The organism is Burkholderia sp. MSMB1498 (genome assembly GCF_001526245.1).
GTDB classification, from domain to species: domain Bacteria; phylum Pseudomonadota; class Gammaproteobacteria; order Burkholderiales; family Burkholderiaceae; genus Burkholderia; species Burkholderia savannae.
Genome location: NZ_LOYJ01000059.1, coordinates 25,048 through 51,266, shown reverse-complemented (window position 1 = coordinate 51,266; position 26,219 = coordinate 25,048). Strand labels below are relative to the sequence as shown.

21 protein-coding genes are annotated in these 26,219 nt (G+C 70.5%); 14 read left to right on the top strand and 7 right to left on the bottom strand.

Annotated elements, in window-relative coordinates; translation table 11 throughout:
- The first annotated feature begins 35 nt into the window (after positions 1-35).
- Positions 36-389: a hypothetical protein gene (locus WS91_RS11195; RefSeq protein ID WP_038747752.1), complete on the top strand. Its 354-nt coding sequence runs from the start codon at positions 36-38 to the stop codon at positions 387-389.
- A gap of 622 nt (positions 390-1,011) precedes the next feature.
- On the opposite strand, the gene WS91_RS11190 is transcribed toward WS91_RS11195, so the two are convergent.
- The 4 genes from WS91_RS11190 to WS91_RS11170 form a co-directional block, all read right to left on the bottom strand.
- A complete protein-coding gene (locus tag WS91_RS11190) occupies positions 1,012-1,275 on the bottom strand; it encodes a hypothetical protein (protein WP_038747613.1) in 264 nt (87 codons plus the stop codon).
- A gap of 93 nt (positions 1,276-1,368) precedes the next feature.
- The gene (locus WS91_RS11185; RefSeq protein ID WP_038747611.1) at positions 1,369-2,571 is read right to left on the bottom strand and encodes a porin; all 1,203 of its coding nucleotides are present in this window, start codon (positions 2,569-2,571) and stop codon (positions 1,369-1,371) included.
- A 900-nt stretch (positions 2,572-3,471) separates the two neighbouring features.
- Positions 3,472-5,457 carry a rhodanese-related sulfurtransferase gene (locus WS91_RS11180; protein ID WP_082758160.1) on the bottom strand — a complete coding sequence of 662 codons (1,986 nt, stop codon included), beginning with the start codon at positions 5,455-5,457 and terminating at the stop codon, positions 3,472-3,474.
- Positions 5,458-6,146: 689 nt separating this feature from the next.
- Positions 6,147-6,746 carry a cysteine dioxygenase gene (locus WS91_RS11170; RefSeq protein ID WP_059578979.1) on the bottom strand — a complete coding sequence of 200 codons (600 nt, stop codon included), beginning with the start codon at positions 6,744-6,746 and terminating at the stop codon, positions 6,147-6,149.
- Between the two features lie 62 nt (positions 6,747-6,808).
- On the opposite strand from WS91_RS11170, the gene WS91_RS11165 reads away from it, so the two are divergent.
- Positions 6,809-7,792, top strand: a complete 984-nt coding sequence (locus tag WS91_RS11165; protein ID WP_038747606.1) for a LysR family transcriptional regulator — start codon at positions 6,809-6,811, stop codon at positions 7,790-7,792.
- Between the two features lie 141 nt (positions 7,793-7,933).
- Here WS91_RS11165 and WS91_RS11160 read toward each other — a convergent pair whose 3' ends face one another.
- Positions 7,934-9,166, bottom strand: coding sequence for an acyl-CoA dehydrogenase family protein (locus tag WS91_RS11160; RefSeq protein WP_059641909.1), 1,233 nt, complete (start codon positions 9,164-9,166; stop codon positions 7,934-7,936).
- Between the two features lie 603 nt (positions 9,167-9,769).
- On the opposite strand from WS91_RS11160, the gene WS91_RS11155 reads away from it, so the two are divergent.
- The 9 genes from WS91_RS11155 (at position 9,770) to WS91_RS11115 (ending at position 19,151) form a co-directional block, all read left to right on the top strand.
- On the top strand, positions 9,770-10,855 hold the full coding sequence (locus WS91_RS11155) for an LLM class flavin-dependent oxidoreductase (RefSeq protein WP_038744301.1): 1,086 nt from the start codon (positions 9,770-9,772) through the stop codon (positions 10,853-10,855).
- Between the two features lie 182 nt (positions 10,856-11,037).
- Positions 11,038-11,880: a class II aldolase/adducin family protein gene (locus WS91_RS11150; RefSeq protein WP_059578615.1), complete on the top strand. Its 843-nt coding sequence runs from the start codon at positions 11,038-11,040 to the stop codon at positions 11,878-11,880.
- A gap of 58 nt (positions 11,881-11,938) precedes the next feature.
- Positions 11,939-13,012, top strand: coding sequence for an ABC transporter substrate-binding protein (locus WS91_RS11145; protein WP_038744296.1), 1,074 nt, complete (start codon positions 11,939-11,941; stop codon positions 13,010-13,012).
- 4 nt (positions 13,013-13,016) lie between these two features.
- Complete coding sequence (locus tag WS91_RS11140; RefSeq protein WP_082758158.1) at positions 13,017-14,252, top strand: ABC transporter permease; 1,236 nt, start codon at positions 13,017-13,019, stop codon at positions 14,250-14,252.
- Positions 14,246-15,106: an ABC transporter ATP-binding protein gene (locus WS91_RS11135; RefSeq protein ID WP_059670285.1), complete on the top strand. Its 861-nt coding sequence runs from the start codon at positions 14,246-14,248 to the stop codon at positions 15,104-15,106. The genes WS91_RS11140 and WS91_RS11135 overlap by 7 nt, the downstream gene beginning before the upstream one ends.
- 188 nt (positions 15,107-15,294) lie before the next feature.
- Entirely contained in the window at positions 15,295-16,497 is a 1,203-nt protein-coding gene (locus WS91_RS11130; RefSeq protein ID WP_059670284.1) for a c-type cytochrome, read from the top strand.
- A 31-nt stretch (positions 16,498-16,528) separates the two neighbouring features.
- Entirely contained in the window at positions 16,529-16,750 is a 222-nt protein-coding gene (locus WS91_RS11125; protein WP_059670283.1) for a hypothetical protein, read from the top strand.
- A 240-nt stretch (positions 16,751-16,990) separates the two neighbouring features.
- Positions 16,991-17,956, top strand: a complete 966-nt coding sequence (locus tag WS91_RS11120) for an ABC transporter substrate-binding protein (protein ID WP_038752341.1) — start codon at positions 16,991-16,993, stop codon at positions 17,954-17,956.
- A gap of 325 nt (positions 17,957-18,281) precedes the next feature.
- Positions 18,282-19,151 (top strand): MOSC domain-containing protein, encoded by an 870-nt coding sequence (locus WS91_RS11115; protein ID WP_038752344.1) that lies wholly within the window; start codon positions 18,282-18,284, stop codon positions 19,149-19,151.
- A 616-nt stretch (positions 19,152-19,767) separates the two neighbouring features.
- Here WS91_RS11115 and WS91_RS11110 read toward each other — a convergent pair.
- Positions 19,768-21,330 (bottom strand): sensor histidine kinase, encoded by a 1,563-nt coding sequence (locus tag WS91_RS11110; RefSeq protein ID WP_059670282.1) that lies wholly within the window; start codon positions 21,328-21,330, stop codon positions 19,768-19,770.
- Entirely contained in the window at positions 21,327-21,998 is a 672-nt protein-coding gene (locus WS91_RS11105; protein ID WP_038752349.1) for a response regulator, read from the bottom strand. Before WS91_RS11105 ends, WS91_RS11110 begins: the two co-directional genes overlap by 4 nt.
- A 128-nt stretch (positions 21,999-22,126) precedes the next feature.
- Here WS91_RS11105 and WS91_RS11100 point away from each other — a divergent pair, with 128 nt between their 5' ends.
- The 3 genes from WS91_RS11100 (at position 22,127) to WS91_RS11090 (ending at position 26,139) form a co-directional block, all read left to right on the top strand.
- Positions 22,127-23,215: an ABC transporter substrate-binding protein gene (locus WS91_RS11100; RefSeq protein WP_038752352.1), complete on the top strand. Its 1,089-nt coding sequence runs from the start codon at positions 22,127-22,129 to the stop codon at positions 23,213-23,215.
- 94 nt (positions 23,216-23,309) lie between these two features.
- Positions 23,310-25,079: an ABC transporter permease gene (locus tag WS91_RS11095; RefSeq protein ID WP_059578631.1), complete on the top strand. Its 1,770-nt coding sequence runs from the start codon at positions 23,310-23,312 to the stop codon at positions 25,077-25,079.
- Positions 25,072-26,139: an ABC transporter ATP-binding protein gene (locus tag WS91_RS11090; protein ID WP_038752357.1), complete on the top strand. Its 1,068-nt coding sequence runs from the start codon at positions 25,072-25,074 to the stop codon at positions 26,137-26,139. Before WS91_RS11095 ends, WS91_RS11090 begins: the two co-directional genes overlap by 8 nt.
- Positions 26,140-26,219: the final 80 nt, after the last annotated feature.

The window sequence follows — 26,219 nt, the reverse complement described above, 5'->3', positions numbered from 1 at the left end:
ACATAGTGAAACTGGTTGGATGCGGGTTGCTGTTGTTGGCTTTCGCTTTCTCGGCGTTCGCGAGCGAACGCTACGTCGAGATCTGGAATCCGCCCGAAGCGCGCGCCGGCCAAAGCAACGGCGTGCGCCACGATCCGTCCGCCCGCAAACCGGCCGCACCTGCCGCGAAGCGCAAGCGCGTCGCGCCGCACGTCGTCGAGGCGCGGATGCATCATCCGCCCACCGCCGTGAAGATCGCGCCGAAGCCGCGCGCGATCGATGACGACGCGCCGCGCACGACGCCCGCGCTGCCGTCGCCCGCCGCCCCCGACATTCCCCGCCTGTTCACGCCGGACGGCAACGTGCTGCGCGTCGGCACGCGCGGCTACGGCGTCGACATCGAGCGCTGACGGCGCGTCAAGCGCGGCCCGACATCGGCGCAACGCCGAACGCGCGGATGCGTCGAAACCGATCGATCGTTCCGCTGCGCGCCGCCGAGCAATGTGGAGCGCCGATGGCCCGATTGACGAATGCCGGCTTCTTCCGCGCAATACGCTCGACATTCCACGGCACGCGAAACTCCGCATCGCCTGACGGCCAACGCCGAACGAACCGCGCGTCGGTCACTCAACGAACGCCGCGCGCGGCGCGCCGTCGCGCGCGTGATGCCGGGACGAAGAGCGCATGCGATTCACGATTGACGCCTCTCGGGGGATGTCCGTTCGAGCGGCGCGTTCCTGCGGAGCGCAACGTCATGCACGCTGACGGACGGCGGACGAGCAGAGATGGCAAGAACGAGGTGCCCGGCTAACGGCAACGGCTCGACGGACGTCGCTCGGGTGCCCGAATCGATTCTTCCTCTGACCAAGCGGTCGACACGCGGCGTCCGCCCCGTGCTTACACGCCCGCCGGACCTTGCGCGCCGGCCGGGCGGGAATCATCGGGATGCGGCATTTCCCACGGGATCGCCAAGAAGTCGCCGGAAGGGAATTCCGGAACGAGGGCAGCGGCGGCAAGCGGCACCAACCGCCCTCACGCATCTGCGGCGTACGCTTCGATCCGCTTCGGATCGGCCAGACTTTTGCCTCCGGTGAATATGAGACGGATGGCTTGGCGTGACGCGCGGGACATCTTTCGAGACGACGGCGCGTCGTTGCCGTTGACGATCGCGGCCGCCATCGGAAGGCGCCGGAACAACGCCGCGCGGCGCGCGAACGCCGAAGAACCCTCGCCCTCGTACGCGACGCCATCACCATACGCCGCGCCGACGCGCGCGCCCGAACCGCGCGCGCGCATGCTTTGCGCAAGTACAAAAAAACAGCCGGCCCGAAGGCCGGCTGCTCGTGCGGCTGCCCGCGCGACGCCGAGCGTCGCGCCGACGCTTGGCGCTTAGAAGCGGTGAATCAGGCCGACGCCGAGGCCCACCTGGCTGCGCGACGACGACGGCGACGTGTTGAAGCCGTCGCCGATCGACGCGGTCGCGTCGATGATCTTGCCGCCCGCGAGCGTCTTGCCGTTCGCGCGCTGATACGCCTCGACCGCGAAGAGGCCCGTGCGCTTCGACAGGCTGTAGTACTGCGACAGCGTGAACTGGTGGTACTGCGCCGAGCTCGTGATGCCATTCGATTGCGTCGCGCGCGTGTACGCGTAGCCGCCCGCGAAATCCCACTGAGCAGAAGGCTTGAAGTGCAGCACCGCGCCCGCCGTGTTGAAGATCGCGGTGTTACGGAACGCCGAGTTGACGCCCGGGATGTACTGCACGTTCGAGTACGACACCGAGACGTCCCACGCGGACGAGAACTGATAGCCGGCCGTCACCGCGACGCGCTGCTGCGCTTGCGCGGTCTTGTAGCCGTTGTTGATCGCCGACACGGCCGTTTGCGCGCCGCCGTTGGACGTCGCCGAGTTCGCGCCCCAGTCGCCACCGCCCGACGTCGAGTTGTTCACGCGCTGGAACGCCGCGGCGATGCCGAGCGGACCGTTCATGTACTGGATGCCCGCGCTCCACGTCGAACCGGCGTTCACGCTGCCCGGCTGGCCGCCGAACGCATACGAGCCGCCGAACGTGAAGCCGTAGAACTTCGGCGACATGTAGACGAGCGAGTTGTTCGTGCGGTAGCTGGTGTCGAGCGAGTCGATGTCGCCCGGGTGCGCGCCGAAGTAGCCGGTGAGCCAGGTCGTCGGGCTGTACGGCGACAGCAGCGAGTAGTACGCGGTGTATTGACGGCCGGCCGTCAGCGTACCGTACGTCGGATTGGTCAGGCCGACCCACGCCTGACGCGTGAAGATGCCGCCCGCGAATTGCGACGTGCCGTTGGCGGTGCTGAAGCCCGATTCGAGCTGGAAGATCGCCTTCGAGCCGCCGCCCAGGTCCTCGCTGCCCTTCAGGCCGAAGCGGCTGCCCGCCCACACGCCCGTCGACATCTTCACCGCCGAGCGGCCGCCCGTCGTCGAGCCGAGCGACGTGCTGCTGCTCTGATACGCGATGCCGTTATCGACGATACCGTAAAGCGTCACGCTGCTCTGAGCGTGTGCCGTGGCGACTGCCGCCAATCCGGCGGCCGTCATCGCGGCCGCTGCGCGCTTTTTCATTGATTCTCCGTCCTCAAGAAATTTTTGTGGTGTGTGTCACGCACATGGCCTGTCCATGCGGTCGCCATTCTCACCGATTCGTCCGTGCAGCAAAACGAAGAATAAAGATCCGTCGGCTCCGCGCAACGCGGGTATTCACTAACTAGTTAGTTTCAACGCTGCACGGACAAGGGTTTCGCGGGTGTGCGCGGCGATTGCTGGAACCGGTTCCCTCGTCCCCGGATTTACCCGAATTTACATTCACACAGTCCTTCCAGACGGCTTCCAACTTGCTTTCGTGTGATGATTCGGAAATTCGTCGGCCGGTGCAGGCGCGGCGGAAAAACTCGATGGGTCAATGGCTTGCGGCGAAATCCGGGTGGCCGGTGCGGGGTGTGCTACCAGTTCATGCGGGTAGTCGACGGCGGGTACGTCTGTGCGTTTTTTTCAAGCCTTGGGCTTCGCATTCGGAACTTGGAACCAGGCGCTCGAAGGTCGAAGGTCGAAGGTCGAAGGTCGAAGGTCGAAGGTCGAAGCTCGAAGCTCGAAGCTCGAAGCTCGAAGCTCGAAGCTCGAAGCTCGAAGCTCGAAGCTCGAAGCTCGAAGCTCGACGCTCGACGCTCGACGCTCGACGCTCGACGCTCGACGCTCGACGCTCGACGCTCGACGCGAGGAACGCACAGATCACACCCGCGCACGATATCCCAGCCCACGGCCACGCGCGCTGAGCAAAGCCGATCGACCGCCACAAGCGTCGCCCTCGCTCGCCGCCATGCCGAATGCGATCGCGCGATCTCGCGCCGAAGAGCATCACGCGCTATCGAGCCGCTTATCGTCTCCCCGCCTTCGCCGCTCTCTGCGCTCGACGCAACCGCCCCCCGCATCGGAGCCCGTTCGGCTCACGATACGCGCGACGCGCGCTCAAAGTGCCCCGAGCACCTCGAATCGATGCGTGCCGTCGCGTCCAAGCTGCTCGACGAGGCCGAACTCCCAATCGAGGTACGCTTGCATCGCTTCCGCTGCGTTGCCGGTGCCCTCGTATGGACGCCGGTAGCGATCGATGCGCGGCGACGCCAGCCGCGTCTCGCCGCTCTCGACCGGCAGGCCCGCGGCGAGCCACGCGAGCGTGCCGCCGTCGAGCAGGTGGACGGACGCTTCTTCCGGCAGCAGCGCGCGCAGGTCCGCCGCCGCGAACGCCGCCAACTGCCCCGACCCGCAAGTCACGACATAGCGACGCGCACGCGGAATGCGCGTGAGCGCGTCGCCCAGTTGGGCGCGCACCGCGTACCACGCGCCGGGAATGTGCCGCTTCACGTAGTTCGCGCTCGCCGTGACGTCGATGACCGCCACGTCGAGCGGCGCGTCGTGCGGCGGCACGACGCGTTCGGCAAGCGATCCTCGTTGCGCGTCGTCCAGTCGCGCGTCGGCTCGGCGATCCGCCGCCCCGCCGCTCCCTCCGCGCGCGAATTCGTCTGCGCGCACGTCTCGCTCGTCTCGCTCGTCTCGTATGTCTCGTATGTCTCGTACGTCATGCACGTCACGCGCATCCGTCGCGTCCAGCGCATTCCGCCCGTCTTGCGTGCGCTGCGCGATCGCGCCGGTCCGCGGTGAAGCAAGCGCTTCCGCCCGCCCGTTCACCGCCTCGCGCTCCACCGCTTTCAAGCCGAGCCACTCGGCGAGCGTGCCGACCGACACCGTCGCGCTTTCCGCAGGCTGCGGCGCGCGCGCCGCCGGCTGCCCGCGCTCGCTGCGCTCATGCGCGTCGAGCGGCTCGACGACGCGCACGTCCCAGCCCATCTGCGCGAGCCACGACGCGGTCATGTCGGCGCGCACGCCGTCGTCGTCCGCGAGCGCGATCCGCGCGCCGCGCACGGGCGCATGATGATCGGTCTCCTGTACCAGCTGGCCGCCCGGCGCGCTCGCGAAGCCCGGCAGGTGGCCGGCCGCGTATTCGTCCGGCGTGCGCACGTCGAAGCGATAGAGCGTGAGATCGTCGGACTCGAGCATGTGCAGATCGCGCAGCGCGATGCGCGTTGCGCCCGCGCGACGTGCGAGGCCGCGCGCCGCCTGCCGCGCGGCCTCGCGCCGATCCGCGTCGACGCGCTCGGGAAAGCGCCTCGACGCGCCGTGTTCGAGCGTTTGCCCCGCGAGCGTCCAGCCGATCGTCCCGTTGCGCAGCGCCGCAACCGGGTTCGGCAGCCCCGCGTTGATCAGCGACTGCGTGCCGATGATGCTGCGCGTGCGTCCCGCGCAGTTCACGATCACGCGCGTCGCCGGATCGGGCGCGAGCTCGCGCACGCGCAGCACGAGCTCCGCGCCCGGCACGCTCGTCGCGGTCGGAATGCTCATCGTCTGGTATTCGTCGAAGCGGCGCGCGTCGACGATCACGACGTCGGCCCGCGCGTCGATCAACTGCCGCACCTCTTGCGCGGACAGCGACGGCGTGTGCCGCTGCGCCTCGACGAGCTCGCCGAACGCCTTGCTCGGCACGTTCACGTCGATGAAGAGCTCGCCGCCCGCCGCCCGCCAGCCGTCGAGCCCGCCTTCGAGCCGATGCACGCGCGTGTAGCCGAGCGCCGCGAGCACGGCGGCCGCGCGCGGCGCGAGATCTTCGCCGAGCGCTTCGCCGTAGACCGCGATCGTCGTGTCGCGGCGCGGAATGCGCGTCCACGCTTCGAGTTCGAGCTTCGACAGCGGAAAGTTCGCGGCCCACAGCGGATGGCCGTGCGCGTACGGGTCTTCCTCGCGCACGTCGATCAGCGCGATCTCCGCGCCGGCGAGCAGCGCGGCGCGCACGTCGGCGGCGGATAAGGTCGGGAAGCTCGCGGGTGCCGAATCGCCCCCGGGAGCGGGAGCGGTGTCGCGGAGCGACGAGGAAGAAGGATCGGTCACGGAATCGAGGCTCATCGGATCAGGGCAGCCGGAAGTTTGGATGGTGGAGAACTACGTTGCGCCGCGTCGATGCATATCGACGCGCGGCACGAGAGAAGACGTGGTCGAGCAAATGCGCGCGTTGCCGCCGAATCGAATCCACATGCGGCAGGCGCTGCGACGTTGCTTCCGAACGGAAACCGTCGCGCCGCTGAACTTCGCGATCCGCCGCGAACACGAGTGGCCGCGGAACTTGCAAAGCATGCGAGACACACGAAGCGCGCGGAATGCCCGAAGCAGGCAAAGCGAACGATGCCGGCAAGCGACACGCGGAACACGGAAAGCTCACGATACGGACGGATCGCATGCGAGTCCGCTGCATACGCGCGAGCGACCGATTGAGCGAGCGGTCGGGCGCGCAGGCGGCGACCGCCGCGCATCGACGCGCAACGCGCGACGCACGACACGCAACGCCCGATGCGCTGCGCCGAATCGAATCGAATCGACAGTCGGTACTCGGCGCTCGGCGCTCGGCGCTCGGCGCTCGGTGCTTGGCGCTCGACACTCGGCACGCAACGCGGCACCGGCGCACGCCGACGCCCATTGCATATCGCGCGCCGCGCGATCGACGCGACACGGCGCACCGTCCGTCCGCCGCGCGAAGCCGGCAGCGACGCCGAATCGACCGACATGCCCGCAGCAACGCAGCCGCCCGAAGCGCACGCTCAACCGACACGCGAATACCCGGAAACGAACGGCTTGCGCGTGCCGTCCTCGCGGTAGACCGAGCGCTCGACCGCGCCGATGTCCGCGCCGTAGACATGGATGCTGATCGACACGCGATCGGCGAACGCATTGCTCACGCGATGAATATCGCCGACCGACGGCGACACCGCCTCGACGCGCCCCGGCTCGAGCCGCACCGCGTCGCCCGCGGGCAGCGGCCGGCCGTCGGGCGCGAGCGCGTACGGCTGCGAATACTCGGCGCCGCGCAGCATGCCGATCAGCCCCCAGACGGTGTGATCGTGGATCGGCGTTGTCTGCCCCGGCCCCCACACGAAGCTCACGACCGAAAAGCGCGCGGCCGGATCGAGATGCAGCAGGAACTGCTGGTAGCGCTCGGGATCGCAACGGGCATACGCGGCGGGCAGCCAGTCGTCGCGTGCGACGAGATCCGCGAGCAGCGCCGCGCCGTCGCGCAGGATGCGCGGCTCGTCCGGGCGCGTGTCGACGAGCCGCTCGAACGCGGCGACGAACGCGCGCAACGGCACGCTCGCGCGCAACGCAGCCGCAGAGGATTCGTTATGCAAAGAATGCGCGCTCATCGGCAGCCTCTTCGAATATGATTGTTCGACATGATGCACCTTAAACTCCATGCAAGACAAACATGAAAATCAGTGACATCGACGCATACGCCGCCGTGGTCCGCTGCCAGTCGCTGAGCCTGGCGGCGGCCGAGCTCGGCATCACGCAGCCGGCGATCACGCGCCGCGTGCAGAATCTCGAGGAAGCGCTCGGCGTCGAGCTGCTCGACCGCAACACGAAGCCGCCGCGCCCGACCGAGATGGGCTGGCGCGTGCACGACCAGTGCCGCACGGTGCTGCGCGAGATGCGCGCGCTGCGCGAGCTCGTCGCCGAGCCGCTGCCGCCGGCGGGCGAGTTCCGGCTCGGGCTCACGCACGGCATCGGCGAGCTGCTGCTGCTCGATCTGCTCGCGATGCTGCGCGACCGCTGGCCCGCGCTCGCGCCGCAAGTCGCGACCGGCTGGGGCGGCGCGTTGCTCGACCAGCTCGGCCATGACGCGCTCGACGCGGCGCTCGTGTTCCTCGCGCGCGAGATCGCGCTGCCGGCGCATGTCGCGGGCGAGCGGCTCATCGGCACGCGGCTCGTCGTGGTCGCGCGCAAGGGCGACTTTCCGCGCCGCGGCTACCGGCTCGCCGACTGCCATGAGGCCGGCTGGGTGCTGAACCCGGACGGTTGCGGATTCCGCGCGGGCCTGAAGCGCGCGCTCGACGCGCAGCGGCTGCCGCTGCGCGTCACGCTCGACACATACGGGCGCGAGCTGCAATTGCAGAGCGTCGCGAACGGGCTCGGCCTCGGCCTCATGCCGCTGCCGCTCGTCGAGATGAGCCCGCTGCGCGACGCGCTCGACATCGTGCCGATCGCCGATTTCAAGCCGCAGATCGATCTGTGGGCGCTGCGGCGGGAGCACGCTTCGCGCCTCGCCGCGCCTGCCGGCGCGATCGGCCAGCTCGCGCGGACGCGATTGCGCGCGCTCGGCGATGCGCGCGAGCCGCATGCGGCTCGCGATACGCGATCGCCGCGCGGGCGAATCGACGGCGCCGCGAAACGGGCGCGCGATTCGATTTGAGCGCGAGCGCGGCCGCGCCGGCCGATGCGGCGCGGCGCGCCACGCGCCAGGCGTTGCAGGCCGCATCGCGGCGCGCGGCGCGGTTCATCGCGCCGTTCACGCCGTTCGCTTCGCACGTCGTCGCACGCCCCTCGGAACGCGTCACCGCCCATCGCCATGCGCAGCGAACGCCGCGCGTCCCGCCGCGACGAGAATCGAATCGTCCTGCGGCGTGTGAATCCGGCTGCACAGCGCGTCGCGATGATGGCGCTCGAGCGGGTTGTGGCGGCTCAGCCCGTGATTGCCCGATAGCTGCAACGCCAGCTCCGTCACGCGGATCGCGTGGCTCGTCACCGTGAATTTGACAAGCCCGCTCGCGTCGACGTCGAGCGGCGCGCCGGCATCCGCGCGCGCGGCCGCATCGTCGAGCAGCACGCGGTTCACCTGCAGCAGCGCGTCGATCTCGCCGACGATTTCCTGCACGCGCGGCAGCGTCGCGAGCGGCGCGCCGAGGCTCGCGGGCGCGCGCGCCTTCGCGAACCCGACGACCCAGTCGCGCGCCGCCCGCGCGAGCGCGTCGTACAGGCTGCCGAGCAGCACGATCATCCACGCTTGCTGGTCGGCGTGCGCATCGACGTCGGCCTGGCTCGCGCCCGTCGGCGCCCACGCGTCGGGCGCGCGCAGATCGACGGCGTGATCGAGCGGAATCCGCACGTCGTCGAACACCACCTCGTGACTGCCCGACGCGCGCAGCCCGAGGTGATTCCAGCTTTCGATCACGCGGATGCCGTCGCCGCCCGCCTGCCCCCGCGCCGCGTCGCGCGGCACGAGAAACACGCCGACGCGCGGCCGCGCTTCGTCCGTGCGCGCCCACACCGCGAGCCAGCGCAGCGCCGGGATGCCGGTGCTGTACAGCTTGTGGCCGCTGATGCGCCAGCCGTCGCCGTCGCGGCGCGCGACGCTCGCCGGGAGCCCGCCGCGCGCGGGCGAGCCGAGCTCGGGCTCGACGCGCAATGCGTTGATCAACGCGCCGTCGGCGACCGCGCTCGCGAACACCGCGCGCCGCGCGGCCGCCGGCCAGCGGCTGTCCGCGCGGCCGAGCGCGCGGTGCTGCAAATAAGTCATCGTCAGCACGAGCGCGGTCGCGGCGTCCGCGCGGGCGATCGCGCCGACGATCCGGCACGCGCGGGCGAGCGTCGCGCCGCCTCCGCCGTACTCGCGCGGCACGGCCTGCGCGATCAGGCCGTGCGCGTGCAGCCATTCGAAATGCGCGTGCGGGAAGCTGCCGTCAGCGTCGTGCCGCGCCGCGCCCTCCGCGATGCGCGGCGCGAGCTCGGCGAGGCTCGCGTCGAGCCGGGCGTCGTCGCTCGCGGTGCTCGCGAACTCGGGCGGCACGAGGGCGGGCGAAGTAGTCGGCGGGGTCGATGCTGTTGATGCTGTTGATGCTGTTGATGCTGTCGATGCCGTCGATGCCGTCGATGCGATCGGCGCCGCTGATGCGCCCTGCGCAGCCGCCGCGGCTGCACGCTCAACCGGCGCGCGGCCGCCGCGCGCATCGCTCGGACGCGACAGGTCCTCGCCCGGCGCGCGATCGGCCAATGCGCATGCGCCGCCGGCCGCCGCGCCGTCGTCGTGCGAGCCCGCTTCGCGCGCGTCGCCGCGTGCGGGCGCGAAAGGCGATTCGGCAAAGAGAGAAGCCATCTGCGAACGTTCCATCGTCGTAGTCGATCGCGATGCCGATCGATCGTCAAAAAAACCGTCCGCCCGGCGCGCGAGCGCACGCGAACGAAACGGATCGCCCACAGCGTAAGCGCGCCGCCCGGCCCGGCAAACCATGCAAATGCGATATGGATTCCGATATTTATTATTTATCTGTTGCATGATCCTGGCGGTAATCTGCGCTCCGGATTCCCGGCCCGCGTGCGCTTTCACGCCGCGCGCCGGGCCGGCATCGAACCGCCCGGCCGTGTGCCCGGGCGCCCCGCATCGGAGACACAGATGAGCGTCGAGATCATCGGCATGATCCAGAGCCAGAAGCAGTCGGAGATCCATCCGCCGACCGGCAACGCGGTCGACCGCAACTACGTCCGCGCATTCGCGCAGGCACACGAGCGCGCCGGCTTCGACCGCATCCTCGTGCCGCACCATTCGACCGGGCCGTCGGCAACGCTGACGATCTCGTACGCGGCGGCCGTCACCGAGCGGGTTCATTTCATGCTCGCGCACCGCCCCGGCTTCACCGCGCCGACGCTCGCCGCGCGGCAGATCGCGACGCTCGACCAGTTCAGCGGCGGCCGCCTCGCGGTCCACTTCATCTCGGGCGGCTCCGACGACGAGCAGCAGCGCGACGGCGACTTTCTCGGCCACGACGCGCGCTACGCCCGCACCGACGAGTATCTCGGCATCCTGCGCCGCATCTGGACGGCGGACGAGCCGTTCGATCACGAGGGCGTCCACTACCGCTTCAGGCAGGGCTATTCGGAAGTGAAGCCCGCGCAGAAGCCGCACGTGCCCGTGTATTTCGGCGGCGCGTCGGATGCGGCGCTCACGGTCGCCGGCAAGCACGCGGACGTCTATGCGCTGTGGGGCGAATCGCTCGACCAGGTGCGCGAGCTGACCGCGCGCGTGCGCGCCGCGGCGGCCGCGCACGGCCGGCACGTGCGCTTCTCGGTGTCGTTCCGCCCGATCCTCGCCGCAACCGAGGGCGCGGCGTGGGCGCGCGCGCATCGCATCCTCGACGAGACGCGGCGGCTGCGCGAAGCGGCCGGGCTCGGCGTGGGCAGCCCGCAGCAGAGCGAAGGCGCGCGGCGGCTGCTCGCCGCGGCCGAGCGCGGCGCGCGCGTCGACACGCGGCTGTGGACGGAAATCGCGAGGCTCACGGGCGCGCGCTCGAATTCGACCGCGCTCGTCGGCACGCCCGAGCAGGTCGCCGACGCACTTGCCGATTACTACGACCTCGGCGTCACGACGTTCCTGATCCGCGGCTTCGACCCGCTCGACGACGCGATCGATTACGGCCGCGAGCTGATCCCGCGCGTGCGCGAGCGCGTCGCCGCGCGCGACGCGGCCCGCAAGGTCGCGTGAGCGAGCCGGGCTCGATCGACGTCGCGCCGACTCGACGGCCGCATCGGCCATTCGCGCGCCCGCTCCTCGGCCCATTCGCATCAATCGCCGCTCAGCCGATCCGCCGGCCATTGCGGACCATCGCAAACCGCCGCCAGCCGCCATCAGCCACCGCCACTCACGCTAATCAAACCGTCCACGCCATGTCCGCCGTCCTGTCCGCCGAAACTCGCTCCGCATCCGGCCTCGCGCTCAATCCGCAGCCGCAGCAGAAATTCTGGTTCGATCCGCCCGCGCCGCGCATCGGCGTCGAAGCGGAGCGCCGGCACCGGCGCGAGCGGCTCGCCGGCGCGTTCCGGCTGTTCGCGCGGCACGGCTTCGATCGCGGCCTCGCCGGCCACATCACCGCGCGCGATCCGGAGCTGACCGATCACTTCTGGGTCAACCCGCTCGGCGTGCATTTCTCGCGGATCAAGGTGTCCGATCTGCTGCTCGTCAACGGCCGAGGCGAGACGGTGATCGGCGACCAGCCGCTCAACAAGGCCGCGTTCGCGATCCACGCCGCGATCCACGACGCGCATCCGCACGTCGTCGCGGCCGCGCACACGCATTCGACGTACGGCAAGGCGTGGTCGACGCTCGGCCGCCCGCTCGACCCGCTGACGCAGGACGCGTGCGTGTTCTTCGAGGACCACGCGCTCTTCGACGACTTCACCGGCATGGTCGTCGACACGGGCGAAGGCGAGCGGATCGCCCGCGCGCTCGCGAAGCCCGGCGGCGGCGGCACGCACAAGGGCGCGATCCTGCGCAACCACGGAATCCTGACCGCCGGGCCGAGCGTCGAGGCGGCCGCGTGGTGGTACATCGCGCTCGACGACACCGCGCACACGCAATTGCTCGCCGAGGCCGCGGGCGCGCCGCGCCCGATCGACGCGGTAACCGCACGCCATACGCACGGCCAGATCGGCGGCCCCGACGGCGCGCTGCACGCGTTCGAAAGCCTGTACGCGGCGCTCGTCGCCGCCGAGCCCGACCTGCTCGACTGAGCGCGACCGACGCGCGGTCGCGCCGCTTCAACCCTCGCCACGCCCGGAGATCTTCGTCATGACACGTGCCCCCGACGCCCTTTCGCCCGACGCCGCGCCCGCCAGCGACGCGCGCGCGCCGGCATCCACGCCGCCCGCATCGGGCCGCCGCAAGCTGCTGCGCGCGGCGGGCGCGGCCGCGCTCGCGGCCCCGGCGCTCACGCTCGGCCGCAAGGTCTGGTCCGCGCCGCCGCTCAAGAAGCTCACGTTCGCGTGGAACCAGAACGCGTTCTGCCTCACGCCGATCGTCGTCGCGAAGGAGCTCGGCTTCTTCGAGAAGAACGGCCTGTCGGTGGACCTGATCAACTACAGCGGCTCGACCGACCAGTTGCTCGAATCGATCGCCACCGGCAAGGCCGACGCCGCGGTCGGCATGATCCACCGGTGGCTCAAGCCGCTCGAGGCGGGCTTCGACGTGAAGATCATCGGCAGCTCGCACGGCGGCTGCGTGCGCCTCGTCGGCGCGAAGGCGGCGGGCGTCACGTCGCTCGCGGCGCTCAAGGGCAAGACGGTCGGCGTGAGCGATCTCGCCGCGCCCGGCAAGCACTTCTTCTCGATCCTGCTCGCGAAGCACGGCGTCGATCCGGAGCGCGACGTCGCGTGGCGGCAGTATCCGGCCGATCTGCTCGGCGTCGCGGCCGACAAGGGCGAGATCCAGGCGATCGCCGACGGCGACCCGAATCTCTACCTGCTCGAAAAGCGCAGCGCGGGCAAATACGCGGAGCTCGCGACGAACCTGTCCGGCGAATACGCGCGCAAGGTGTGCTGCGTGATCGGCGCGCGCGGCGCGCTCGTGCGCGACGACCGGCCGGCCGCCGCCGCGCTCGCGCGCTCGATCGTGCAGGCAACCGACTACACGCACGAGAATCCGGGCGAATCGGCGAAGGTGTTCGCGAAGTATTCGCCGAAGATCGATCCGGAGGACCTGCGCAAGCTGTACGCGACGCTCACCTACACGCACCATCCGACCAACGTCGATCTGCAAAGCGAGATCGCGTTCTACGCGGACGACTTTCGCCGGATCGGCGTGATCAAGAAATCGACCGACCCGCAGCGTTTCGCGCGGCAGGTCTATGCGAACGTGCTGGGGTGAACCGATGGCGACGCTACCTCACGCAACGTCCGCGACGCCGTCGGCCGCCGTCGACGGCGCGCGAACGCGCTCGGCCGGCATCGCGGCCGCCTCCGTTTCCGCTTCCGCCTCCGCCTCCACGTCGTCGCCCGACGTTACCGCGCAGCGCGCCGCACGCCCGCCCGCCTTAGGGTGCGGCGCGTGCGCGGCGACGCGCGACGCCGCCGCACGCCGCGCGAACGCCGCCGCGCCGTGGCTAACCGGGTTCGTCGCGGCCGTCGCCTGGCTCGCGTTCGGCGCGATCGCGCGGCTGTGGCCGAACCGGATCGTCGGCTTCGCCAACTGGGCGTACACCGACGAGATCGGCGCCGCCGCCTGGGCCGTCGCCGCCGCGCTGGCCGCGCTCGCGGCGCCGAGCGCGTTCGCGCGCGTCGCGCCAGGCCCGCGTGCCGGCGCGGCCGTCAAAGCCGTCAAAGCCGTCAAGGCGCTCGAGGCCCTCGCGGCGCTGCGGCGCGCGGGCCCGTGGCTCGTCGCGCTGCCGCTCGGCCTCGCCGCCTGGGAGATCCTGACCGCGAAGACCGCGCTGCTGCCGACGCCGTTCTTCGCGCCGCCGCAGGCGCTGATCGAAGTGGCCGTCGACGACTGGCCGCGCCTCGCCGGCAGCGCCGGCAACACGCTGAAGCTGCTCGGCATCGGCTTCCTGTACGGCGCGATCGTCGGCTTTCTCGTCGGCGTGTCGATCGGCTGGTCGCGGCGCATCGGCTACTGGGTGCATCCGGTGCTGCGCGTGCTCGGCCCCGTGCCCGCCACCGCGCTGCTGCCGCTCACGTTCTACTTCTTCCCGTCGAGCTATTCGGCGGCCGCGTTCCTGATCGCGCTCGCGACGGGCTTTCCGGTCGCGGTGCTCACGTGGTCCGGCGTCGCGGGCGTGAACAACGCGTATTACGACGTCGCGCGCACGCTCGGCGCGAACGCGCGCTTCCTCGTGCTGCGCGTCGCGATTCCGGCCGCGCTGCCGCAGGTGTTCGTCGGCCTGTTCATGGGTTTGAGCGCGTCGTTCACGGTGCTCGTCACGGCCGAGATGATGGGCGTCAAATCGGGTCTCGGCTGGTATCTGAGCTGGGCGCAGGGCTGGGCGTCGTACGTCAACATGTACGCGGCGCTCATCGTGATGGCGCTGCTGTTCTCCGGACTCATCACGCTGCTGTTCGCGGTGCGCGACCGGGCGCTCGCGTGGCAGAAAGGAACCGTCAAATGGTGAGCGAAACGATGGCGACGCGGGCGGCCGATGCCCGCGCCGGCGCACGCGCGGCCCAGTCGAACGCGGCCGCGACGTCCGCCGGGCCGAGCGCCGCGCCGGCCGGCGCGCGCATCGACGTGCGAAGCGTCAGCCACTGGTTCGACACGGCGGGCGGGCCGCTCCAGGTGCTCGACGACGTGACGCTGTCGGTCGCGCCCGGCGAGTTCGTCGCGCTGCTCGGGCCGAGCGGCTGCGGGAAATCGACGCTGCTGCGGCTCGTGGCGGGGCTCGATGCGGCGACGCACGGCGCGCTGTTGCAGAACGGCGCGCCGATCAGGCGGCCCGACCCGTCGCGCATCGTCGTGTTCCAGGACCCGACGCTGTATCCGTGGCGGCGCGTGCGCGCGAACGTCGCGCTCGGGCTGCAGGCGCGCGGCGTGCTGAAGCGCGAGCGCGGCCGCGTCGACGAAGCGCTCGCGCGCGTCGGCCTGACCGAGTTCGCCGATGCGTTCCCGCATCAGCTCTCGGGCGGGATGGCGCAGCGCGTCGCGCTCGCGCGGGCGCTCGTCAACGATCCGCAGTTGCTCGTGCTCGACGAGCCGCTCGGCAAGCTCGATTCGCTGACGCGGCTCGCGATGCAGGCCGAGCTCGCCGCGCTGTGGCGGCGCACGCGCTTCTCCGCGCTGCTCGTCACGCACGATGTCGAGGAGGCGCTCTTTCTCGCGCAGCGCGTGATCGTGTTCGGGCCGCGACCCGCGCGCATCGTCGCGGAGCTGCGCGTCGATCTGCCCTACCCGCGCCATCGCGGCGATCCGCATCTCGCCGAGCTGCGGCGCGACGCGCTGTCGCATCTCGGGCTCGACGCGAGCTGGTGAGCGGTGGCGGCGCGGCGAATGACGGCCGGAAGGCGCGGCGTTGACGGCGCGCGATCCGTTTGCGCGGAACGCGCGCCCGACGTCGCGCGCATGCGGCTTGCAGGCGATGCGCGGTGGGATGTCGAACGGGATGTCGCGTGTGATGTGATTCGCACGCGGCGCGGCGCACCGCGCTCGTCGGCGAAGCGATGAGCCCGCCGCCCGCCGAGCTCTGGCTGAACGCGCTGCTGAGCGCGCTGCACGCGGCCCAGCTCGCGCTGCTGCATGCGGCGCATGCGCTCGGCATCGCGGGCGACAGTCACGGCCAGCCCGCATGGCCGTGGGCGCGGCGGATCGCCGCCGAGACGCTGCGGCTCGATCTCGGCGCCGCCCGCGCGCTTGCCGCGGCGCTCGCGATGACCGCGATCGCGTTGCCGATCGCGGCCGCCGCGCTCATGCGGCGCCGACGGCGCATCGCACTGTTGGCGATCGCCGCGCTACTCGCCGCGTGCGCGCCGTGGCCCGCGCCGTCGCTATGGCTCGCCGACGCCGTGCCGACCAGCTTCCACGCGAGCCCCGAGCCGTTCTCCGTCGCATCGGCCGTGCGCGGCGCGCGCGTCTACGCCGCGCACTGCGCGAGCTGCCACGGCGGTGACGGCCGCGGCGACGGCCCACTCGCGCACACGCTCGAGCGCTGGCCGCCGACCGTCGTCGGACCGCTGCTCGGCCGCCGCCTCGACGGTGAACTATTCTGGCGCGTGCTCGCCGGCATGCGCGACGCGCACGGCGCGCGGACGATGCCGGGCTTCGCGGGCCGCCTGTCGGACGACGACGTCTGGGCCGCGCTCGACTACCTGCGCGTGCTCGCCGCGCGCGGCGGCGCGCATGGCGGCGACGGCTGGCCACTGCCGGTGCGACTGCCCGCGCTCGACGTGCGCTGCGCCGGCGGCCCGCCGCAACCGCTCGCGCACTGGCGCGGCGGACAGCGCGTGCGCGTCGTCGTGCTCGGCGAGCGAGACACGCCGCCTGTCGAAGACGCGCGCTGGCAGACGCTGCTCGTCACGCGCGACGGCGGTTCGCCCGCGGCGCCGGGCGCGGCCGGTCGCGCGGCCTGCGTCGCGGCGACGCCCGGCGCATGGGATACGTTCGCCGCGCTCACGGGCGTCGCGCCGCGAGCGTTCGCCGGCGCGCAGCTGCTCGCCGACCGCGACGGCTGGCTTCGCGCGGCGGCCAAGCCCGGCGCGCCCGGCTGGCGGGACGCCGATCTGCTGTGCGCGTCGCCTCGTCCGTCGCGCCGCCCGCAGCCTCCGCCGACACCGACACCGGCGCGCGGCGGCGACGCGCTGACCGCGCTGCTGTTGCGCATCGATGCGGAGCCGGTGCGCGACGTGCAGGGCGGCTTCGTTCATTGAGGCGCGGGCCATGCACGATGGACGACGGCCGATGCCGACGACGACCGCGCCGGCGATGCGGCAACGGAAAGCGACGTCGATTGAACTTTTCGGCTCGACGCGCGCGTTCGAATCGCGGGCTTCGGGCTTCGGGCTTCGGGCTTCGGGCTTCGGGCTTCGGGCTTCGGGCTTCGGGCTTCGGGCTTCGAATTCCGAATTCCGAATTTCGAACCCCGAACCGCAAGCCCACAATTTCAACCACCAAGCGTTTTGAGCGCTTCACACACTGCGGCCCGATGAATGCCCGGAAAACACGAACCGCCGTACGCCGCCGAAACGTCTCGGCCCCATCCGACGCCGCGCGCCGGCACGACGAAGCACCTCGCCCCGCGAAGCCAACCGGGGCCCCGATCGCCGCAACCGCGCCGAACGCCGCCGGCCGCCCGCCGCGATCGGCGTCGCCCGCCCGCATCCCGACCAACCGCCACCCGGCATCCACACGCCCGACACCCCGATGACATCGACACCGAACCCCACCCGACGGCGATTCCTCGCCTACGCCGCCGCAACCGCCGTGGCCGCGCCGCTCGCTTCCCGCGCGCAAGCGCTCGCGCGCCCGCTGCTGAAAGCCGGCGACCAGAAAGGCGGCCTGCGCGCGCTCCTCGAAGCGGCGGGCGCGCTCGCGGGCGTGCCGTACGACATCCAGTGGACGGAGTTCCCCGCCGCCGCGCCGCTCGCCGAAGCGCTGAACGCGGGCGCGGTCGACTGCGGCCCGATCGGCGACGCGCCCGTGATCTTCGCGCTCGCGTCCGGCGCGCGCGTGAAGGTGATCGGCGCGAACCGCTCGGACCCGTACGGCACCGCCGTCGTCGTCGCGCCCGACGCGCCGCTGCGCCGCGCGGCCGATCTGAAGGGCAAGCGCGTCGGCACGACGCGCGGCTCGATCGGCCACTTCGTCACGCTGAAGGCGCTCGACGCGGCGGGCCTCGCGCCCGCCGACGTCGATTTCCGCTTCCTGCCGCCCGCCGACACGATGCTCGCGCTCGCGAGCGGCTCGATCGACGCATGGGCGACCTGGGAGCCTTACACCGCGCTCGCGCAGACGAGCGGCCGTGCACGCGTGCTCGTCGACGGCCGCGGGCTGTGGTCGGGCCTGAGTTACGTCGCGGCGACCGACGCCGCGATCGCCGCGAAGCGCGACGCGCTGCGCGACTTCCTGCAGCGGGTCGCGCGCGCGCAGGCGTGGTCGTATCGGCACGTCGACGCGTATTCGGCCGCGCTCGCGCGGATCATCGGCATTCCGCCCGCCGCCGCGCGCCTGCAGTTCGAGCGCCGCCGCACGCAATGGCAGCCGATCGACGACGCGATCGTCGCCGAACAGCAGCGCACCGCGGACTTCTATCTGAAGGCGGGCCTGCTGAAGCGTCCACTCGACGTGCGGCCCACGTTCGATCGCGCCTTCCCGCTCGCGTCCGGCTAGCGGCGGCTCACGCCGATATCCGGCGCGCGGCCGCGGCAATCCGCCCGGCGGGACCGCGTTCGATGGCGGAAAACCCGCGTTCGGCGACGGCGGCGGCACGCATGTCAAGCGGCGCAAAGCGCCGCGCGACGCGGCGATCGGCCCGTGCGCGGCCGCCGCGCGGACGCCCAATCCACCTTGCGGAGGCAGGTGCGGCCCCGCGCGGCCCAGGCGCGTCTAGTGCGCGCGCTCGGACGCGGACAGTTGCATACGCGGGCAATCTGGCAGAATCACGGTTCCGCCGCCGTTTTTTGCTAATCCGTACCGGTCCCCGGGCTCGAGCGCCATGCCAGTCATCAGCGAACTTTTCGTCTATCCGATCAAGTCCTGTGCGGGCATTGCGACGGTGCGCGCGCAATTGCACGTGACAGGCCTCGAATACGACCGCAACTGGATGGTCACCGACCCGGCGGGCATGATGATCACGCAGCGCACGCATCCGCGGCTCGCGCTCGTGCGCACGGCGATCGGCGAGCGCGAGCTCGTCGTCGACGCACCCGGGATGCCCGAGCTGCGCACGCCGCTCGCGGCGTCGGCGCTCGCGGGCGCCCAGCCGCTCGCGGCGACCGTCTGGCGCGACACCGTGAACGCGCTCGACGCCGGCGCGCACGCGGCAGCCTGGTTCAGCGAGTTCCTCGGCACGCCCGCGCGGCTCGCGCGCTTCGCGCCCGACGCGCGGCGCGTCGTCGGCGCGAAATGGACGGGCGCGTTCACGTCGTACGCGCAGTTCGCGGACGGCTTTCCGATCCTGGTCGTCGGCCAATCGTCGCTCGACGACCTGAACGCGCGGCTGCGCCGCAAGGGCGCGAGCGCGGTGCCGATGAACCGCTTCCGCCCGAACGTCGTGCTGACGGGCCTCGACGCGTACGAGGAAGATTATGTCGACTATCTCGACGTGGAAACCGGCGACGGCGGCGTGCGCCTGAGCCTCGTGAAGCTCTGCACGCGCTGCCCTGTCCCGACGATCGACCAGCGCACGGGCGCGCCGGACCCGGCCTGGCCGAACGAGCCGACCGACACGATGAGCGTCTATCGCGGCAGCGCGCAATTCGACGGCGCGCTGACGTTCGGCAAGAACGCGATCGTCGTGAACGGCGAAGGCGCGTTTCTGGAGGTCGGGCAGTCGGTCGACGCGGAGATCGCGTTCCGCGAGTGACGTCCGCGCTTGCGCCCGCGTGCGAGGCCATGGCCGGCGGCGCGGCGGGCCGACGCAATGGAAGGCCGCGTCGAACCGCATCGGCATGCGCGTCGTATGCGTCGCCGGCCCCCAACCAGCCGCGAGATCGGGAGCGAGCGCTCCGCGCCGCGAACACGAGGCGAAATGCGAAATGCGGCGATGGCGATCTTCGGCGGGCGCTTGTTCTGCTTCCAGCATTTCGAATGCTTCGGGTAGTTCGGGCAGTTCGGGCACTTCAGGCACTTCAGGCACTGAAGGCACTGAAGGCACTTCAGGCATTTCAGGCATTTCAAGCGCTTCAGGCACATCAGGCACTGAAGGCATTTCAAGCGCTTCAAGTACTGAAAGTACTGAAAGTACTGAACGCATTTCAGGCATGTGAAGCGATCCCATTGCCGTTCCCGCCTGGCGCGATCCCGTCGACTCCAACGGCTTCACAACGAAAGCCTCGAATCACGCCGCATCGCATGCATCAACAGCGCCGATCGTCGAGCAGGCCGCCGCCGGCAATCCGTTATCCGCCGCATCGCAGCGCGCCCGTCCGCCCGCCGCCCCCAAACGAAAAATCGACCTCCCGCCGCCTCACATCGAGCGCTCAGGCCGCATGAACCGGCAGCGTCACCCGCACGACGAGCCCGCGGCCCCGTGCACGAGCGCCTGCCGTACGCGCGCCCGCCGGCCCGCCGCCGTCGCGCTCTGCGCCGCTCATGCCACCCATGCCACCCACGCCGCTCGTGCCGCTCATGCCGCTCATGCCGCTCATGCCGCTCATGCCGCTCATGCCGGCAGCATCGCTCACGCCCCCCGTCCCCGCCGCATCGTCCAGCTCGACCTTCCCCCGATGCACGCGCGCGATCTCGCGCACGATCGACAGCCCGAGCCCCGTGCCGTCGATCGCGAGCGTCGCCTGGCTCCGATAGAAACGCTCGAACACCGCGTCGCGCTCGTCGGGCGCGATGCCCGGCCCGTCGTCGATCACTTCGAGCCGCGCGAGCTCGCCGTCGCGCGCGATCCGCACCGTGATCACCGCGCCGTCGCCCGCGTAGCGGATCGCATTGTCGATCAGGTTGCCGACGAGCTCGCCGAGCAGATCCGCGCGCCCCATCACGTCGACGCTCGCGTGCTGCTCGAAGCCGAGATCGATGCCGCGCGCGCGGGCGACGCCCGACCAGTCGAGCGTCACGCTGCGCGCGAGCTTCGCGAGCGCGACGGGCTTGCGCTCGATCGCCGGCGCGACATCCGATTCGAGCCGCGACAGCGACAGCAACTGCTGGACGATCTTCGCCGCCTGCCGCACCGCGCCGTTCACGCGCCGCAGATGCACATTCACGCGCTCGCGCTCGGCGGGCCGCAGCGCGAGCTCGACGCCCGCCTGCGCGGCCGCGAGCGGCGTCTTCAGCTGATGCGCGGCGTCGGCGAAGAAGCGCCGCCGCGCGACCTGCATGCGCTGCGTGCGCCCGACGTACTGGTTGATCGATTCGACGAGCGGCGCGACCTCGCTCGGCAGCCCGAGCGTCTCGAGCGGCGTCGGGTCGTCCTCCGCGCGCGCGGCGACCTTCGCCGACAGCCGGTTCAGCGGCCGCAGCCCGCGCCCGACGCCGAGCCACACGATGCCGAGCGCGAGCACGACGAGCAGGCCCTCCTGCAGCAGCGAGCCGACGAGGATCTCGCGCGCGAGCGCCTGCCGCGCCTCGATCGTCTCGCCGACCATCACCCAGACGACGCGCGTCAGCGCGCTCGGCACGTCGTGCACGGGCAGCCGCAGCGCAGCCATCCTGAGCCGCTCGCCGCGGTAGACGGCGTCGTAGAACGCCGTCGTGTAGAGCGGCGCGTTCGCCTTCGCGGGCGGCATCGGCAAATCCCGGTAGCCGGTGATCGCGCGGCCGTCGTCGTCGCGGATCAGGTAGTAGATCTTGCCGCCGTCGTTCGATTCGAACATCTCGAGCGCGAGATACGGCAGATCGACCTCGACCTCACCGCCGACGAGCCGCACGCCCTCGCGAATCGACTTCAGCGACGACGCGAGCGTGCGGTCGAACGCCACGTGTGCGGCGTTCATCGCACGCTGGTACGTGAGCCACGAATCGAGCGCGAGCAGCCCGAGGAACGGCAGCAACAGCCACAGCGCGACCTGCGCGCGCAGATTGAGCCGCGTCATCGCGGCTGCGCCTCGAGCAGATAGCCGAGCCCGCGCAGCGTGACGATCGCGACGCCGCTGCCCTCGAGCTTCTTGCGCAGCCGGTGCACGTAGATCTCGATCGCGTCGGCGTTCACCGATTCGTCGAGCCCGAAGATCTTCTCCGACAGCGTCTCCTTGTTGATCGCGCGGCCGTTGCGCAGGATCAGCACCTCGAGCACCGAGCGCTCGCGCGGCGTCAGCGCGAGCACGTCATTATTCAGACGAAAACTGCGATCGACGCTGTCGAACGCGAGCGGCCCGCATTCGACGCGCGTGTGCTCGTGGCCGAGGCTGCGCCGGATCAGCGCGCGGGCGCGCGCCTCGAGCTCGGTCAGCTCGAACGGCTTCGCGAGATAGTCGTCCGCGCCGAGATCGAGCCCGCGCACGCGGTCCTCGACCGAGCCGTGCGCGGTCAGGATCAGCACGGGCACCGGATTGCGCCGCGCGCGCAGCCGCCGCAGCACTTCGAGGCCGTCGAGCTTCGGCAGCCCCAGATCGAGAATCACGAGCGCGTAGTCCTGCGTGTGCAGCACGTGGTCGGCGGCCTCGCCGTCCGCCATGTGATCGACCGCGAAACGCGCGGCGGCGAGCGCGTCGGCGAGCGACTGCGCGAGGATCGGGTTGTCTTCGACGAGCAGCACACGCATCAAGCAAAACCTCGGGAAATCCATAATCAAAAGAAAGCGATTGTGACGAAAAATGAAAGCGCGCTGAAAGTGCGCGCCGCGTACCATCCGCGTCACTCGAACCAACCAAGACGCCACTGGAGGAAGACATGCAGTACGCACCGGCCGCCATCGCCGCCGCTCTTTTCGTCGCCGCAAGCACTGTCTGCGCACAGGTCCCGGCCGGCTATCCGGGTAACTACCAACGCGTGATCGACGCCGCGAAGCAGGAAGGCAAGCTCGTCGTCTACTCGACGACCGACACCGCGCTCGTGCGCCCGCTCATCAAGGATTTCGAAAGCCTGTACGGCGTGAAGATCGAATACAACGACATGAACAGCACCGAGCTTTACAACCGCTACGTCAGCGAAAGCGCCGCGAAAAGCGCGAGCGCCGACGTGCTGTGGAACTCGGCGATGGATCTGCAGGTGAAGCTCGTCAACGACGGGCTGATGGCCGCGTACGATTCGCCCGAGACGCCGAACGTGCCGCAATGGGCGCAGTATCAGAAACAGGCGTACGGCACGACCTACGAGCCGCTCGCGATCGTCTACAACAAGCGCCTGATTCCCGAGAACGACGTGCCGAAGACGCGCGCCGATCTGATCAGGCTGCTGCAATCGCAGCCCGAGAAATTCAAGGGCAAGGTGACGACCTACGACATCGAGAAGTCCGGCGTCGGCTTCAACTACCTGACGCAGGACGCGCACGTGAACGAACAGGTGACGTGGGAGCTCGTGCGCGCGATCGGCGCGGCGGGGCCGAAGCTGCAGTCGAGCACGGGCGCGATGATGGAGCGGATCTCGTCGGGCGAGAACCTCGTCGGCTACAACATCATCGGCTCGTATGCCTACGCAAAGGCGAAGAAGGACAAGTCGATCGGCTACGTGTTTCCGAAGGACTACACGCTCGTCGTGAGCCGCCTCGTGACGATCTCGAAGCAGGCGCAGCATCCGAACGCGGCCAAGCTGTGGGTCGACTACCTGCTGTCGAAGCGCGGCCAGACGCTGATCGCGAACCAGGCCAATCTCTACTCGATCCGCACGGACGTGTCGGGCGAGACGTCGATGACGCGCCTCGCGCAGGATCTCGGCGATTCGCTCAAGCCGATCCAGATCGGCTCGGGCCTGCTCGTCTACCTCGATCAGTCGAAGCGCCTCGCGTTCCTCAAGCAGTGGCAGCAGGCGCTCAAGCGCTGAGCCCGCACGCGTGAGCGCGCGCGGCCGCCGCCGCGCGCGCCCTCCCCGCTTTCCTTTTCCATCGACGCGGCCCGCGGGCCGCAAGGGCAAACTCATGCTTACAACCACCAGCGGCCGACCGTCCGCGCCCGTCGCGCGCGCGCGCGGCGACGGCGCGCCGCCCGCGCCGGCGGCGGGCGGACTCTGGCCGCTCGCGGGCATGCTGCGCTGGATCGTCGTCGCGGTGCTGACGATCGCGGTCGCGCTGCCGATCGCGTTCATCGTGTTCCAGAGCCTCTTGACCGCGCCGTTCTTCGACGCGAACAGGACGCTCGGCATCGAAGGCTTCCGCTTCATCTTCACCGATCCCGACTTCTGGTCCGCCGCGAAGAACTCGTTCGTCATCGCGGGCGGGATGCTGTTCATCTCGATTCCGCTCGGCGGCATCCTCGCGTTCCTGATGGTGCGCACGGATCTGCCCGGCCGCCGCTGGCTCGAGCCGCTCGTGCTCACGCCCGTGTTCGTGTCGCCGATGGTGCTCGCGTTCGGCTACGTCGTCGCGGCGGGCCCGGTCGGCTTCTATTCAGTGTGGTTCAAGGCGCTGTTCGGCATCTCGTCCGTGCCGTGGAACATCTATTCGATCTTCGCGATCACGGTGATCGTCGGCTTGACGCACGTGCCGCACGTGTACCTGTACGCGTCCGCCGCGCTGCGCAACCTCGGCTCGGACGTCGAGGAGGCCGCGCGCGTGACGGGCGCGCGGCCGTTTCGCGTCGCGCTCGACGTGAGCCTGCCGATGACGCTGCCCGCCCTGCTCTTCTCGGGCGTGCTCGTGTTCTTCCTCGGCTTCGAAGTGTTCGGGCTGCCGCTCGTGCTCGGCGACCCCGAAGGCCATCTCGTGCTCGCGACGTACCTGTACAAGCTGACCAACAAGCTCGGCGTGCCGTCGTATCACCTGATGGCGGCCGTCGCCGTGTGCATCATCGCGATCACGTTTCCGCTCGTGCTGCTGCAGCGCCATCTGCTGAAATCGGCAAGCCGTTACGTGACCGTCAAGGGCAAGGCGGGCCGCCCGACCGTGCTGCCGCTGCGCGCGTGGCGCTGGGTCGCGCTCGCGATCGTCGCCGCGTGGCTCGCGCTCACCGTGATCGTGCCGATCTCCGGCATCGTGCTGCGCGCGTTCGTCACGAACTGGGGCGAAGGCGTGCCGCTCGCCGACGTGCTGACCGTCGCGAACTTCGTCGAGCTGTTCGAGCAGGACAACCTCGTGCGCGCGATCTTCAACACGCTCGGCATCGGCGTGATCGGCGGCGCGCTCGCGATCGGCTTCTACTCGCTCGTCGCGTTCGCCGGCCACCGCCGTCACGACTGGGCCGCGCGCATGCTCGACTACATCGTGCTGCTGCCGCGCGCGGTGCCGGGCCTTCTCGCCGGCCTCGCGTTCCTGTGGATCTTCCTGTTCGTGCCGGGCCTGCGCGAGCTGAAGAGCTCGATGTGGAGCATCTGGATCGCGTACACGGTCGTGTGGCTCGCGTACGGGATGCGCGTGATCCAGAGCGCGCTGCTGCAGGTGGGCCCGGAGCTCGAGGAAGCGGGCCGCAGCGTCGGCGCGACGCGCGCGCGCGTGTCGCTCGACGTGACGCTGCCGCTCGTGCGCTTCGGCCTGCTCGCCGCGTGGCTGCTGATCTTCATGATCTTCGAGCGCGAATATTCGACGGCCGTCTATCTGCTGTCGCCCGGCACCGAGGTGATCGGCGCGCTGCTCGTGTCGCTTTGGGCGACGGGCGCGGTCGATCAGGTCGCCGCGCTGTCCGTCATCAACATCGCAATGGTCGGCGCGGGACTCGCCGTCGCGTTGCGCTTCGGAGTGAAACTGCATGGATAAGCTCATCGTCGACGATCTGCATCTGAGCTACGGCGCGAACCCGATCTTGAAGGGCGTGTCGTTCGAATTGAAAGCGGGCGAAGTCGTGTGCCTGCTCGGCGCGTCGGGCAGCGGCAAGACGACGCTGCTGCGCGCGGTGGCGGGGCTCGAGACGCCGTCGTCCGGCCGCATCCGGCTCGACGAGCGCACGTTCTTCGACGGCGCGGGCCGCGTCGACCTGCCCGTCGAGGCGCGCTCGCTCGGCCTCGTGTTCCAGTCGTACGCGCTGTGGCCGCATCGCAGCGTCGCGGAGAACGTCGGCTACGGTCTCAAGCTGCGCCGCGTCGCGGCGGGCGAGATCAAGCGCCGCGTGCAGACCGCGCTCGACCAGCTCGGCCTCGGCCATCTCGCCGAACGCTATCCGCACCAGTTGTCGGGCGGCCAGCAGCAGCGCGTCGCGATCGCGCGCGCGCTCGTCTACAACCCGCCCGTGATCCTGCTCGACGAGCCGCTGTCGAACCTCGACGCGAAGCTGCGCGAGGAAGCGCGCGCGTGGCTGCGCGAGCTGATCGTGTCGCTTGGGCTGTCGGCGCTTTGCGTCACGCACGACCAGGCCGAGGCGATGGCGATGTCGGATCGCATCCTGCTGCTGCGCGACGGCCGCATCGAGCAGGAAGGCACGCCCGCCGAGCTGTACGGCGCGCCGCGCACGCTCTATACGGCCGAGTTCATGGGCAGCAACAACCGGATCGACGCGCGCGTCGACGCGATCGACGGCGAGCGCGTGACGCTCGCGGGCGACGGCTGGCGGCTCGCGGCGCTCGCGCGCGGCGCGCTTCGGCAAGGCGAGGACGCGCACGCGGTGATCCGCGTCGAGCGCGTGCAGGTTGCGGACGAGCCGGGCGAGAACCGGCTGCCCGCCGAGCTCGTCACGTCGATGTATCTCGGCGACCGCTGGGAATACCTGTTCCATTGCGGCGAGCTGCGGCTGCGCGCGTTCGGCTCGGCGCCGCGCGCGGCGGGCCGGCACTGGCTGGAGTTTCCGGCGAACGATTGCTGGGCGTTCGCGAAGGCGGGCTGACCGGGGGGCGTTTGGTGTTCGGTGTTTGGTGTTTGGTGTTTGGTGTTCGGCGTTTGGCGTTTGGCGTTTGGCGTTCGGCG